Raw genomic sequence first — 13,481 nt, 5'->3', positions numbered from 1 at the left:
TTCAAATTTTTGGGTGTTTTTTCAAGAATATTCTTTGGAATTCTTTCGATCAGAGAAAATTATTTTTTATTAACTTCAGAAAATGCCCTATGCTGGGCACTCTAGGGAACGCTGGCTGTAAGTAAGTTCTTAATCGCGTTGTTCCTTGCCCTCAGACTAGCTGAGTAGATGACTCGCTGTCCTCAAGATCAGCTCCGTCATCAAAGGAAGCCGAATATTTTCCTGCTTTGTATAGAAACAGTATCTCATACTTTCTCGTGTTTGATACCAAGTCTCACCTGCGGTTATTTTTTTCTCCCATTTCCAAACTTTATTCAAGACTTGCGGCTCGTTTATTGCCAATTGGAAACCATTACGTAGAAATCGCTCCGAACACTCTTGAGCACTGTGAGAGCTTTGTATACTATCAAATAATTGCTTTTGATTTGTCACTGCTTGTAAACAGATTCCGTACTTAACAACTCGATGCAACTCTTGCATGGCTAGATCGATATCGCTATCAGGAATCTGGTAGAGGCAGGTATCATATACAAAATCGAAATAGTTGTCTGCAAACGGTAGAGCGCGTATATCAGCAAGAAGATTTTTATGTCTTAGCTTTCGGTGCGTCTGTTTGTGAATGTACTCGTTATTCTCAATTCCCCAAGCGTCAATGCCTTCTTTTGCCAAGGCAGCCAGAGTCAGTCCGTTAGCCGCACCTGAATTTAATAGTCGATAAGGAGGCTTCCTTCCCCAGACAATATCAATCAGCTTAATGATATATTTCTTGTCAAAATATTCTTCAAGTACTTTTTGCTCGTGCCGCTTGCCATTGGAGTCATCAAAATCAGACTTGTTAGTACTACTAGTCTTGGCTTTTTTCTCGTTGGTAGGCGTGGAGTAAAGCTTTTGTTTCTTGAAGTAGTTTAGGATCATATCTGTGGCGATATCTGCTGAATCTAATACGCCATTGATGGTGGAATCGAATAGATAGTCACCGACTACGAACAGTCCAGGATGTTCTTGAGGCTCTGGTAAATGTCGAGCTTTAGAACCTTTAATTGGATGACCGCCAGGTTGAGCACTGACTGTTCCAAGCCAGCGATGAACGTGACCTTCAATAAATAAGTCTTGTCCTTCCATCAATGATTTCGGGAGTGTTTCCAGCACCTTACGGATTAAAACCTGATCCTCATAGTTGCTCATAATTAGAGCATCGCTACCACCTAAGAGCCAACTGAGAACACCGTAAGTACCCGCATCATATCTTAAGCTTTCATCATATACACAGCAGCCGCCAAAGGCATCTAATTGAAAATAGGAATCGGTAATTAGGTTTCGCCAGAATGGCTTTTGAAAGAGAATGCTGACCCGGAGATAGTGCGCGGGGCTGTCGTAATATGCGTGATGCTCTTGCATGGCCAAAGCTAATCGCTTTCCACCCCACTCAATCCGTGGTAACCAATAATTTGGTAAAGCTAACACTACAGTGTCGAAATCATTTGACTCGATTTGTTCATTGTGACGGAAAGAAACACAGTAGGTATTGTAATTAGTCTTTTGGACACGCACTACCGGAGAACTGAGCTGCACTCGGGCAGAAATTTGCTGTTTCAGCGTCTGAGGTAGACGTTCTATCCCACCTGCGATTGTATAAAGTCGTAGATAACGTGGATCATCCATCAGACAGTTCTCTAAACCAAATAGGCCATTGGTCAGATGTGGTTCAATGGCCAAATCGCTATGCACCGCTACCTGCAAAAAACGTCTAGCCGCATCGTCAGGAATCTTCGCAAGTACTGATTGGAACGAACGTTGTGCCCAGATATGCTGATTGTCATCAGGCCAACCCGCGTCATAATAATTTTGTGGGCTAAGAAGCGCACTACCACGTTTACGAAAGTTATCTATAGCTTTAACCGTCTTCTTGCCAAAGTGACGTTTGATGTCTCCTTTATGCCGCATGATGCGATCGCCAAATACAACTGTTTGTCCGAACATATTAATTGTCGGTAGCCCCAGTTCTGCAATCAGATGCCGCAAGGGATCGTGTCCTAAGTGAGAATAATCATAGATTTCTGCCACACCAGCTTCGTAAGTAACTGCGGCTGTATCAAACTGTCTTGTCAGGATTTTTCCACCAACTCTTTCGTTGGATTCAAACAGAGTGATGTCTAAATTCTCTGAACTTTTCTTCTCTAATAAGTAAGCTGTGATTAGTCCGCCAGGACCACCGCCAATAATTGCAATTCTTTTCATAACTCTGCAATAAATTTTTACAAGGTTAATGATTTTGACTTGGATTCTTTGTATTCCAAGGCAGCCAAGTATGCTTTAGGACTAGCCCTTTCAAGGTGACTCATAAAATAAGATTGTTTTTCTCAGCGCTCTTTGTGCCTCTGCGGTTTAAAAGTAATTTATTTAACCGCAGAGGCACAGAGAAACCAGTGCGTTGGGCGGGTTCCCCGACTTGTACTGCTAAAGCGGAACCCGCAGGGTAGCAACTGGCGCAACACAGAGATAAGAGCTTAAAGAAGAATTTATGCACTAAAATTTCCACCCACCTTGAAAGGGCTAGTCCTATGCTCTTATTTGTTATCCAGCAACACAGCATCGAATTGATTTACTAACTTGATATGTAGGCTGTAGTTTTTATGTACTATTACATAAATTTTTGTTCCAATTCTGACGTTGAAGAATACAAAAATGTCGTGTGCTGTATATTATCATGCAGTTAACCTATGATTAACATTAAATTAAAAGTTTAAAAAACTCAGTAAATATTTGTTAATTGACTAGGTAAGCCGATAGTGATAAATCACTTCATTTAGGCACATAGGAAATTGGGGTTTCGATAAGTATCGTCAGAGCTTAAATAGGAGGTGCAATATTCATGACAGCCATGAACTACACACTGAATCAAAAACTAGAATTGAGAGTTGGCGAAAGATTGCGAATAAAGGTTCGGGAACCTAATGGTCACACAAGCGCTCAGGCTGACCAACCAGGAAACTATACACCTATAGATTACGTTGGACAGATAGAACAGGTGGATTACGAAAATATAACGGTGAAGATTAAAGTCCGCTGGCATCTTCCCAAATCATTTGGGTATGACACCTACAATGGGACTACTTCTACGCTAATACACATTGCTAACGGAGTGTGGTTAGAAACAAGGAAAAAACCGCGAAATGTAGTGGCAACTATTGAAAGGATCACAGAAGAAGAATTTATTACAATGGTTGATCAAGCGGCAAACAAGTAACTGAAATCTGTACTTAGTGGCAGAATTCAGGGGAGGCAGTGCGATGGACGGGTTAAGAGGCATCAAGCAACTGCCGTTCACAAGTTAGGAGTCAGGAGTAAAACAGTCTCTGCATCTGGCTTTGAAGCTGAGATTTTTTGCCTGACGCTGGTTGCAAACTGCTGTATAAAAGTAGGAGAGCGTCATGGAAGCTATAAAACGCCGCAAAATACTGAATTTAGCTGTTTTAGGCTCCCTGAACTGGGCACTTGGATGCGTGCTAAAAGCACCACTGGGGCAACTACCACCTCTTCAGCCGACTTCTCTTAACGAGCAAAGGACTGCTTTGATGAAAGATACTGTCCTGGTAATTGGTGCTGGTATCGCTGGTATAGCAGCGGCCAGAATTCTCCACTCCCAAGGATTGAAAGTGACTGTACTAGAAGGACGCGATCGCATCGGTGGTCGCATCTGGACTGACTATTCTTGGCCAGATACACCCATTGACTTGGGTGCTTCTTGGATGAATAGTATGAGTAATAATCCGATCGCTAAACTAGTTAATGAATTTAAAATCAACATAACCCAGACCCAATATCACGCACCGGCATCTATCTATACTATTGATGGCAAGTTACTGACAGAGAATGAGCAGGCGGGGATAAGAACCCGCTTTCAGCAAGTAATGTCTAAGTTGAATAGAGAACGGGAAGCGCTCAATCAAGATCGGGCATTAAGTACAGCATTTGAAGAGGCAATCAACTCTCAAAATCTCCCAGTTAAACAGCAGCGTGAACTAAGACATTTTATCCACGCACTTGTTGAACAAGATTATGCAGCCGATGCTAAAGACCTTTCTCTGTGGTATTGGGATGAGGGTGATGACTTTTACGGTGGAGATGCGATCTTTCCGGGTGGCTACGAGCAGATTATCAATAAACTCGCAGCCGGGTTAGACATCAAACTAGGGCAGATTGTTCAAAAGATTGAGTACAACGACAAAGGAGTCAGACTAACTACCAATCAGGAGATTTTTGAAGCCAGACGTGCCATAGTTACAGTGCCATTAGGAGTATTGCAGAGCGGTGCAGTGACATTTTCACCACCTCTACCACAGCGCAAAGCTGCTGCAATTAAAAACCTGCGTATGGGTGTACTCAATAAACTTTGGCTGCGCTTTCCTAAATGTTTTTGGCCCAAAGATAGCGAGTGGTTTGAATATATAGGTTCAGAAATCGGTATTTGGTCAGAGTTCTTTAACTTCTTCAAGTATTCTGGCAAACCTATTCTCGTCGCTTTGAATGTCGGCACATCCAGCCGGGAACTTGAGAAATTATCAGATCAAGTAATTGTAGCTGAGGCGATGAAAGTCCTGCGCCAAATGTACGGAAAATCAATTCCTAATCCTGACGGGTGGCAGGTAACGCGTTGGGCGTCCGATACCTTTACTGGTGGATCTTACTCCTACATTCCACCTGGTGCTACAGGTAGAGACTATGATGCGTTAGCTGCACCAGTGGGTCAAAGTCTCTTTTTTGCTGGGGAAGCAACACATCGAAAGCAATATGGAACAGTTCAAGGTGCGTACCTCTCTGGAGTACAAGCTGCAAAAGCGATTGTAGAACTAGCGATTGCTAATAGTCCGGTGTTGATTGCGTCGAAGAACTCAAGAATTTACCACATTTCTCCAGACTGTTTGGACGTGCAAAATATCCCACTAGAAAATCGAATTGAGGGCGCAGCAGCTAGCAAAGGTCGCAAGCGCCATCTAGACTGCCCGAGAAAGCTAAGTACAGCAGAAAAATAACTGTGTGAACTTTTTAAAGTATTTCTTGATCAAAATCTAGCATCTACCAAAAATGAAAATTATCAAGGCAACTGAAAAATATGAGGATTGGCTAGGCGATCGCCTACCTTTGATCCAAGAAGACTTGGAATTGAAGCACGAGTATATGGCAAGCGATCTCTACGATTTTATGCGAGCCACATTTTATCGCTGGATACAAATATGGTTAGAAAATGCCGCTGACCTTGATTCTGCGCCAGTTGTGCTGGCTGTAGGAGACCTACACACAGAAAACTTTGGTACGTGGCGTGATATCGAGGGTCGCTTGATTTGGGGAATCAATGACTTTGATGAAGCTTACCCACTACCCTATACATTTGACCTAGTTCGGCTGGCAACCAGTGCCTACATGGCCATCAGCGACGATGACAGCTCGATTGAGATGCAATTCATCAGTAACGCCATTCTCGCTGGTTATAGAAAGGGGTTGAAGTCTGGCGGCGAACCATATGTGCTAGCTGAGTATAATACATGGCTGAGAGACTTGATGCTAGACAGTCTTAAAGATCCACTAGATTTTTGGGAAAAGCTCGACATGCTTCCGACCTTAAAAGAAAATTTACCTGAGGAGGCCAAGCAAGCTCTTGAAAGTACTCTGCCAAGACCAAAAATACGTTATCGACCAGCACACCGTACCGCAGGTTTGGGTAGCTTAGGAAGGCGTCGGTATGTGGCCCTAATCAAACTCTGTCGTTCCCATGCAGCCCGTGAAGTCAAAGAACTAACAGCCTCAGCCTGCTTATGGGCGTTGGGCGACAAAGGTTCAAGTACAATCTTCTACACGAATATCCTGAATAACGCTGTTCGCTGCCCTGACCCATTCTTAAAAGTGTCTGATCGCTGGGTCGCCCGTCGCCTGTCGCCAGATTACTCTCGTGTTGAACTGACATCTTTATCTGAGAACAATCTTTACAAGCTTCTTGAGGCTATGGGTTGGGAGACGGCTAACGTGCATCTAGGTAGTGAGGCTGATGTAATTAAGGAAATTCTTAAGGACTTGAAGAACCGAGAGGAAGATTGGCTAAGTAAAGCAGCCGACAAGATGTGGGAAGTAACATCTGATGACTTTAATGATTGGCAGGACTATTGGGAGGGACAGGTGATAGAACCGACATTCCGCAGGTTGGTGACTTCCAAAGAATAAATTGCTCAATAAAAATCAAGAGTTCACAGCCATAAAAAGAAACAAGGGAGATGGGGAAGACAAGGGAGAAAATTTTACCTTGTCTCCCTCATACTCTCTTAATAGGGCCACTTCCAGTCACGAATTTCCGGCATATCGTCGCCGTACTTTTCAATGTAATGTTTGTGTTCGATCAGCTTCTCTTGCGTTCCAGCTTTAGCGGTTCTCTTAGTAGCGGATTGTCAAGTAGATATATTTGCCCAACGGAAAGGTAGTTAGCTGCACGCCAGTAGGCATTTATTTTACGTAATTCTTCATCTGTTAAAGGCTTTGTTTGTGGAGTCGTAGCTAATGTCATTTCGACACTCCATTCCAAAAGGATTTTGACCGGTTCATCCGTATGTAATTTTACTTATTTTTCAGATGATGTCCATCTACCCATGATGAATTTTCTCAGCCTTTGTAACTAAATTTCTGTCTCTTGGCACAGGATGGAAAGCGATGTCTACGATGGTCACTGAGCGGCTGGTGAGCGCGGTCGAACCATGTCCGCGCAGCGTCTCGTAGAGAAGTACGGGCGACGGCTACACTATTGATTAATGCTATTAATACTGCATTTTGTTCAGCTTCTTTTCTACATTAATAAATTAAGTTGCTTTGTCTTGAAATTATGAATTATGAATTAATAATTATTTGCTCAGAATAAAAGATGTTGAATGTGTCAAAAAATTAGTTATGTTCATTGGTTTGAGGAGATAATGTTATGTTAACTATTTTAGGCTTTTTAAAGGTATAGTCAACCAAAGGTTTAGCTTTGATTGATTCCATGAATTATCATAAGGAATTAAAACTACATCTTGAAATTGATGATAGAGGCGACGAGTATATGTTTCATAATCCCAAATCTCTAACTCTCCTGTTCTGCCTTGAGTATAGCCAGTACCGACTAATGGCTGTTATTCCTTCTGCTGCAACACGGTTAGCTCAGAATATGTTTAAGTTGAAATATTACCCGCTTGAAAAATCTGTTGGGCAGTTAAATTTAACTCTGGAAATGTTAGGGACTCGATGCGGTCTGTATCCCGAAACTTGCTAACTTGATACTCACCTTCATCCAAAGAACAAACCAAGATAGTAGGTTGTTTTGGTTTGCCAATAAACTCCCTACCGCCTAAAGCAGCATAATCAACAATCCAGTATTCAGGAATTCCCATTTCCTCATAATCTGCATATTTTTTGAGGTAATCATCACGCCAATTTGTACTAACAACTTCAACAATTACAAGAATTGATGCAGGTTGAATAACAGTAGATTCTTTTTTCCACAGAGGTTCATTTATCAAATTAGGGCGATTCAACAACAGTACATCTGGCGAGTAACCTGATTCATTTACAGGTGGTTTGACTAGTGCTGTCTTGGGTATGAAGTAGGAGAGATTTAAACGGATACATTCTCTAGTCAGTTCAAAGGCTAAAAATCCTGTTACCTCTTCATGATCTCCTACAGGTTGAGGCATTTTAATAATTGTTCCGTTGTGCAATTCATAGCGCTCATTTTCTGGCTTCCACTTAACAAATTCTTCAAAAGTTACGATTTTTGGTAAAGCTTGAGTCACGTCGCTTGGCTCCGAATTCAAAATTCAAAATTCAAAATTAATAATCACCATTCAACTAATGACCTAATTATTAATTTCCAACAACCCAGGCGGTGGCGTAATTTCAATCCGACCAGATGGTAAGTTTACCACTGGTGCGATCGCGTGCACAAATGGAATCAAAACAGTCTTTTGCTTTTTGTCCGTAGCAAATGATTCATGCAACTTGACTTCTAACAAATCATTCCCAGCAGAGATGATATCTACCACCGTACCAACGAGTTCGCCAGATGCTTGCATGAAGACTTCCAAACCAATCAAATCTAAGACATGATATTCATCTTCGCCTAATTGGGGGCGATCGCTTGCTGGCACCATTAACTTACAACCCCGCAACGCGTCCGCCTGATCGCAATTTTCCACACCAGCTAATTTGATCACATACAAGTTTTTGTTACTGATATAACGTCCTGTCAATAATTCCATTGGTTGCGGTTCTGTCTCACCAGAACGCAACAACCAACGTTTTCCCGGCACCTCAAATCTTTCGGGGAAGTCTGATACAGGATAAACCCGTAATTCCCCAGACAATCCTTGAGGGGCAACAATCTTACCAATTTCTAACCAATTATCTGATTTGTCATTTGTCATTTGTCATTGGGCATTGGGCATTGGGCATTGGGCATTGGGCATTGGGCAAAGAATATCTTATAACTCTTAACTCCTAACTCCTAACTCTTAACTCCTAACTCCCCCTCAAGCACTCACAGCTGCACGCTGATAAGCTTCTTCAGCCACCTTTGCTAAACGTTGCATCGCAGTGGTAATCTCCTCATCGCTACCGGTGAGGCTGATGCGGAAACATTCGTGCTTGTGCGCCCACTCTTCCTCTAAACCAGGGAAGAAGCTACTTCCAGGGACAATAATCACACCTACTTGCTTGAGTCGTTGGTAAAATTCCCAATCACTCATAGGTAAATCCTGTAACCACAACCAAGCAAAAATTGCTCCTTCACCCCGATGGAGGAACCAAGGTAAATTTTTGGGCATCGCTTGTTCTAAGCTGGTTTCTAAAACGGTAAATTTATTTTGGTAAAAGGGACGGATGACAGTATGAGAAATTTCCACTAAAGCACCAGAATTGATTGCAAAAGCTGCGATCGCTTGGCCGTAACGTGAAGAATGGAGACTCATATTTGCCTGGAAACACTCCAGCACCTCAATCCACTTTTCATCTCCAATCGCAATACCAATCCTTTCTCCTGGTAATCCCGCTTTTGATAAACTCATGCAGTGGAGGATATTATCACCAAACACTGGTGTCATTTCGGTAAAGTTCAATGCTGGGAAGGGAGGCGCATAAGCCGAGTCAATTAACACGGGCAGATTGTAAGGCGCAGCCAGGGCAGCAATCTTTTTCACCTCATCATCCGTGAGGACGTTACCAGTGGGATTACAGGGGCGAGAGAAGAGGACACAACCTGTGTTTTCTGTAATCGACAGTTGGCTAAAGTCGGGGCGATATTTAAATCGGTGGGCAGCTGTATCAATATCAAGAGTTGGCTTGTAGGCGATTAAGGCTTTTGGAACTAAGCAGATACCGCCGTAACCTGTGTAGTCAGGACTGAGGGGCAAAAGGATTTGTTTTAACTCGCCGCTAGGGGTGTAGCCACCGAAGGTATTGGCAGCGTAGAAGTAGAGGGTTTGACTGCCGGGGGTGATCAAGATATTGCGAGCGCTCAAGTTTAAACCGTAGCGTTTGTTAAAATCATTAGCGATCGCTTCCACAAATGGTGCATAGCCCTGACTTGAGCCGTAGCGACAAACTACCTCACCATATTCTGGACTAGCGAGAAGTTGTGCAGTACAATCACGCCATAATTGCTCTACCTCTGGCAAAATCAACGGATTACCAGCACTCAAATTAATAAACTGCTGCCCTGTACCCGCTCGTAATGTTTCTATAATATCCTTCATGATTGCTCTGACGCCAGTCAGGTTGGACATTTGAGCGCCAATTTGAGTTAGGGCAGGGTTCATAAGTTGTGACAAAATGTATTAATTGAGGGGTGGACAAATTATTTGGGGGCTGCTGCTGACATCCAGTTTACATTGTTGTCAAAACAGCTGTTGCCGCCTTTAACCAATCTAGCTACAGAATTATATTTTAAGGGAAAGAATCCCCGTGCTTCAGCATTGGGAAGAACATCAAAAAACTATACAGGAGGGCTGAAATTGCAAGTTAAAGCAGCAGTAGCTTATAGTGCAGGTAAGCCGTTGACGATTGAAACCGTTCAACTATCGGGGCCACAAGTCGGTGAAGTGTTAGTTGAGGTTAAAGCCAGTGGGGTTTGTCATACCGACGCCTTTACCCTATCTGGTGAAGATCCCGAAGGTTTGTTTCCGGCAATTTTGGGGCATGAAGGCGCTGGTATGGTAGTGGAGGTAGGCGCTGGTGTTACCAGCGTCAAACCAGGGGATCATGTAATTCCCCTCTACACTCCCGAATGTCGTCAGTGCGAATATTGTCTGAGTTTCAAAACTAATCTCTGTCAAGCCATTCGCTTAACTCAAGCACGCGGCGTCATGCCCGATGGCACCAGTCGCTTTAGTCTCGATGGACAGATAATTCATCATTATATGGGTACATCCACTTTTGCCAACTATACGGTGCTGCCGGAAATCGCCGTGGCAAAAATTCGGGAAGATGCCCCATTTGATAAGGTTTGTTACATTGGCTGTGGTGTGACAACTGGTGTTGGTGCAGTCATCAATACTGCCAAGGTGGAACCGGGAGCAAATGTCGTGGTTTTCGGCTTGGGTGGTATTGGCTTAAATGTCATCCAGGCGGCGCGGATGGTAGGAGCGAATATGATTGTTGGGGTGGATCTTAATCCCAGTAAACGCGCCTTGGCAGAAAAGTTTGGCATGACGCACTTTGTCAATCCCCAGGAAGTCGAGGGTGATTTAGTTCCCTATCTGGTTGATTTAACAAAAGGTGGTGCTGATTACAGTTTTGAATGTATCGGTAATGTCAAAGTTATGCGTCAAGCATTAGAATGCTGCCACAAAGGTTGGGGTGTCAGTGTGGTTATTGGTGTTGCTGGTGCTGGACAGGAAATCAGTACTCGTCCTTTTCAATTAGTAACTGGGCGCGTTTGGAAAGGTTCAGCATTCGGTGGCGCTAGAGGACGTACAGATGTGCCGAAAATTGTTGATTGGTATATGGAAGGTAAGATAAATATTGATGATTTGATTACCCATGTAATGCCTATTGAACAAATTAATGATGCTTTTGAATTGATGCATAAAGGTGAATCAATTCGGAGTGTGGTGACTTTCTAATTCGTAATTCGTACTTGATGCTTATGCAGATAGTCCTGTTTCAAAGAAGGTTTAAATCTCTATCTGAAACATAATTATGAATTATGAATTTTTCAATTATGTAGACACTACAAACCTGAAAAACGGCAAAAAACCTGATGCAAAACTTCTATGAAGCAGACTTCTACAGTTGGACTCAAGAACAGGCTAACCTTTTGCGTCATCACCAATGGAACCAGCTTGACCTGCCCAATTTAATTGAGGAAATAGAATCTTTGGGAAGAAAGGAACGCCAAGAATTGAGAAATCGTCTTGGTATATTAATTGGACATTTGCTTAAATGGGAATATCAACCAAAGCAACGGAGTCGTAGTTGGTTAGGGACAATTAGAGTACAACGACGGGAAATTCTCAAGTTGTTGAGGGAAAATCCTAGTCTGAAGCCTTACCTTGAAGAAGCACTCCAGGAATCATTTCAAAACGGTAGGGATTTAGCATCAGGAGAAACAAATCTGCGACTCTCAACTTTTCCCAAGCAATGTCTATATCCTTTTGAAGAAATTCTGAGCGATCGCTTCTATCCGGGTGAACCTACCACAGATGATTTAATGGATTGAGTTCCTTGTGCTGCTGCTTGTCTTGCTAATCAGAAATTAGCAAAATTTGTCAACTTGATAATACTCTATCAAGGTATCGATCAATTTCTACCGTAAGTACATCAAAATCTACAGGCTTGGTCAAGTGACATTTAAAACCAGCCTGAAGCGCCAGCTCCTTATCCTCCTGGCCACCGTAGCCGGTGAGCGCAATCAGAATTGAGTCAGTAAATTTGGAATCTTTACTCAGTTCCTGTGCAACAGCGAATCCATCCATTTCGGGAAGTCCGATGTCACAAATAATCACATGAGGCTCAAACTTCCTTGCAGTTTCTACCCCTAAAATTCCATTATTGGCAATGGAAACTTCATGCCCGAAGTACTCAAGCACTGCTTTTAATGTTATGGCTGAATCCTCGTTATCTTCGATGACTAAAATCTTCAACGATTTTTTAGCCGCCTCTATAATCTCCTGATCGTTGTCAAAGCCTGTAATCTCTTCGCATACAGGGAGAGTAACTTTGAATTCTGCTCCCAAATTGATCCCTCTACTTGAGGCTTGAACATTACCACCATGAAGTTCTACAAGGCTTTTTACTATTGAGAGTCCCAAACCTAGCCCGCCCCTCGAACGGTCTAAACTGCGATCGGCCTGGGTAAATGGCTCGAAAAGTTCTGGTAATATTGTCGGGTCTATCCCTATGCCTGAGTCTCTTACAGATAAGACGGCTACACTGCCTGAGCCATTCTCACCTGGAATAAATGAGAGATCCACCCAGATCATCCCATCTGGCTTTGAAAACTTTAAGGCGTTATCAAGAAGGTTCCCAAAGACTTGGAAGAACCGGGTCGGGTCAACATAAGCCCACACTGGCGTGTTTGGTAGGTCTTGTATTAGGGTAAGGTTCAATCTCTTTATTGCTTGTGCATGGTCATTGAGACTTTGGCGAACCAATTCCCCCAGATTAACCTTCTCAAGGTTTAATGAAATCTTCCCGTAGGTGATGGACGATACGTCAAGTAGCTCATCGATCAATTTCGAGAGATGCTTAATCTGGTGTTGCATCATTAAAACTGTTTCCCCAACTGCGCCAGTCTCGCCCAGCTTCAACTTCAGAAGTTGAACCCCGTTGGAAATGGGGGCAACGGGATTCCTCAGCTCGTGAGCTAGCATCGCAATAAATTTGTCTTTAAGGGCGTTTTGGTTCGTTAGTTTCTGGAAAAGTTGAACGTTCGATATTGCAACTGCCGTAGTGTCGGTCAAAATCTCAAGCAGTCCGATTTCTTCGGGTGTGGCTCGGTGTCGTGTACTCCAGTAGGCTCCGATCGCACCCAGTGGTTCAGAAACCCGTATAGGAACCATCACTAAACTCTTGACAAAAGTAACTTTATATGCTTCAATAGGAATTCGAGCATCCTGGTAAATATCCTCAATTACGGCTGCTTGTTTATTGAGCATTGCCCAACCGGAGATGCAAGACCTGAGCGGAAAACGCATACCTTTCCAAAGTGGCCCAATTGCGTTTTCATCGACATAGTGGCAACATTCACCATCCCGCAGTACAAAAGTGACTCCATCAGCATTGGTGAGATCGCGAGCAGCCAAACGCACAATTTCAATAATTTCCTCAATAGTTCGCACACAAGCCAAATCCTTCACGACCGAAAGCAGCCTGTTGTAAGACGATATATTATAGCTCTGATGTGAATTCTGTTCTTGATAAATGGAGGTTTGTAATATATTTTTCATAAAGAACTCCGAACAAAAGGG

At 43.0% G+C, this 13,481-nt stretch carries 11 protein-coding genes and 1 pseudogene; 5 read left to right on the top strand and 7 right to left on the bottom strand.

The window, feature by feature from the left end; genetic code table 11:
• Nucleotides 1-156: 156 nt before the first annotated feature.
• The gene (locus PUQ00_RS12405; protein ID WP_300416522.1) at nucleotides 157-2,238 is read right to left on the bottom strand and encodes an FAD-dependent oxidoreductase; all 2,082 of its coding nucleotides are present in this window, start codon (nucleotides 2,236-2,238) and stop codon (nucleotides 157-159) included.
• 634 nt (nucleotides 2,239-2,872) lie between these two features.
• Here PUQ00_RS12405 and PUQ00_RS12400 point away from each other — a divergent pair.
• From PUQ00_RS12400 to PUQ00_RS12390, 3 genes are all read left to right on the top strand, one after another.
• The gene (locus PUQ00_RS12400) at nucleotides 2,873-3,247 is read left to right on the top strand and encodes a hypothetical protein (RefSeq protein WP_300416519.1); all 375 of its coding nucleotides are present in this window, start codon (nucleotides 2,873-2,875) and stop codon (nucleotides 3,245-3,247) included.
• A gap of 184 nt (nucleotides 3,248-3,431) precedes the next feature.
• Nucleotides 3,432-5,033 carry an FAD-dependent oxidoreductase gene (locus PUQ00_RS12395; protein ID WP_300416517.1) on the top strand — a complete coding sequence of 534 codons (1,602 nt, stop codon included), beginning with the start codon at nucleotides 3,432-3,434 and terminating at the stop codon, nucleotides 5,031-5,033.
• A 52-nt stretch (nucleotides 5,034-5,085) separates the two neighbouring features.
• On the top strand, nucleotides 5,086-6,216 hold the full coding sequence (locus tag PUQ00_RS12390) for a DUF2252 family protein (protein ID WP_300416515.1): 1,131 nt from the start codon (nucleotides 5,086-5,088) through the stop codon (nucleotides 6,214-6,216).
• Nucleotides 6,217-6,314: 98 nt separating this feature from the next.
• Here PUQ00_RS12390 and PUQ00_RS32795 read toward each other — a convergent pair whose 3' ends face one another.
• The 5 genes and pseudogenes from PUQ00_RS32795 to PUQ00_RS12370 all read right to left on the bottom strand — a co-directional run bounded on the left by PUQ00_RS32795 (nucleotide 6,315) and on the right by PUQ00_RS12370 (nucleotide 9,830).
• Entirely contained in the window at nucleotides 6,315-6,389 is a 75-nt protein-coding gene (locus PUQ00_RS32795) for a hypothetical protein (protein ID WP_366145956.1), read from the bottom strand.
• A gap of 14 nt (nucleotides 6,390-6,403) precedes the next feature.
• Nucleotides 6,404-6,553: pseudogene (locus tag PUQ00_RS12385) on the bottom strand (hypothetical protein); the annotation flags it as partial.
• Nucleotides 6,554-7,190: 637 nt separating this feature from the next.
• On the bottom strand, nucleotides 7,191-7,811 hold the full coding sequence (locus PUQ00_RS12380; RefSeq protein ID WP_300416513.1) for a Uma2 family endonuclease: 621 nt from the start codon (nucleotides 7,809-7,811) through the stop codon (nucleotides 7,191-7,193).
• A 63-nt stretch (nucleotides 7,812-7,874) separates the two neighbouring features.
• The gene (rimM, locus tag PUQ00_RS12375; protein ID WP_300416511.1) at nucleotides 7,875-8,441 is read right to left on the bottom strand and encodes a ribosome maturation factor RimM; all 567 of its coding nucleotides are present in this window, start codon (nucleotides 8,439-8,441) and stop codon (nucleotides 7,875-7,877) included.
• Nucleotides 8,442-8,546: 105 nt separating this feature from the next.
• Nucleotides 8,547-9,830 carry a valine--pyruvate transaminase gene (locus PUQ00_RS12370; RefSeq protein ID WP_300416509.1) on the bottom strand — a complete coding sequence of 428 codons (1,284 nt, stop codon included), beginning with the start codon at nucleotides 9,828-9,830 and terminating at the stop codon, nucleotides 8,547-8,549.
• 195 nt (nucleotides 9,831-10,025) lie between these two features.
• On the opposite strand from PUQ00_RS12370, the gene PUQ00_RS12365 reads away from it, so the two are divergent.
• Entirely contained in the window at nucleotides 10,026-11,135 is a 1,110-nt protein-coding gene (locus tag PUQ00_RS12365; RefSeq protein ID WP_300416601.1) for an S-(hydroxymethyl)glutathione dehydrogenase/class III alcohol dehydrogenase, read from the top strand.
• Nucleotides 11,136-11,272: 137 nt separating this feature from the next.
• Nucleotides 11,273-11,731 (top strand): DUF29 domain-containing protein, encoded by a 459-nt coding sequence (locus PUQ00_RS12360; RefSeq protein ID WP_300416507.1) that lies wholly within the window; start codon nucleotides 11,273-11,275, stop codon nucleotides 11,729-11,731.
• Nucleotides 11,732-11,780: 49 nt separating this feature from the next.
• Here the strand turns inward: PUQ00_RS12360 and PUQ00_RS12355 are convergent, their stop codons facing one another.
• Complete coding sequence (locus tag PUQ00_RS12355; RefSeq protein ID WP_300416505.1) at nucleotides 11,781-13,460, bottom strand: ATP-binding protein; 1,680 nt, start codon at nucleotides 13,458-13,460, stop codon at nucleotides 11,781-11,783.
• Nucleotides 13,461-13,481: the final 21 nt, after the last annotated feature.

Source organism: Nostoc sp. S13 (assembly GCF_029379315.1).
Taxonomy (GTDB): domain Bacteria; phylum Cyanobacteriota; class Cyanobacteriia; order Cyanobacteriales; family Nostocaceae; genus Nostoc.
Note: the sequence above shows the minus strand (reverse complement) of the source record. Positions and strands in the feature narration are given on the sequence as shown.

Excerpts from the sequence above, each read along its gene's own strand:
- PUQ00_RS12405 (WP_300416522.1), bottom strand. The coding sequence starts at position 2,238 with ATGAAAAGAATTGCAATTATTGGCGGTGGTCCTGGCGGACTAATCACA.
- PUQ00_RS12400 (WP_300416519.1), top strand. The coding sequence starts at position 2,873 with ATGACAGCCATGAACTACACACTGAATCAAAAACTAGAATTGAGAGTT.
- PUQ00_RS12395 (WP_300416517.1), top strand. The coding sequence starts at position 3,432 with ATGGAAGCTATAAAACGCCGCAAAATACTGAATTTAGCTGTTTTAGGC.
- PUQ00_RS12390 (WP_300416515.1), top strand. The coding sequence starts at position 5,086 with ATGAAAATTATCAAGGCAACTGAAAAATATGAGGATTGGCTAGGCGAT.
- rimM (WP_300416511.1), bottom strand. The coding sequence starts at position 8,441 with ATGACAAATGACAAATCAGATAATTGGTTAGAAATTGGTAAGATTGTT.
- PUQ00_RS12370 (WP_300416509.1), bottom strand. The coding sequence starts at position 9,830 with ATGAACCCTGCCCTAACTCAAATTGGCGCTCAAATGTCCAACCTGACT.
- PUQ00_RS12360 (WP_300416507.1), top strand. The coding sequence starts at position 11,273 with ATGCAAAACTTCTATGAAGCAGACTTCTACAGTTGGACTCAAGAACAG.
- PUQ00_RS12355 (WP_300416505.1), bottom strand. The coding sequence starts at position 13,460 with ATGAAAAATATATTACAAACCTCCATTTATCAAGAACAGAATTCACAT.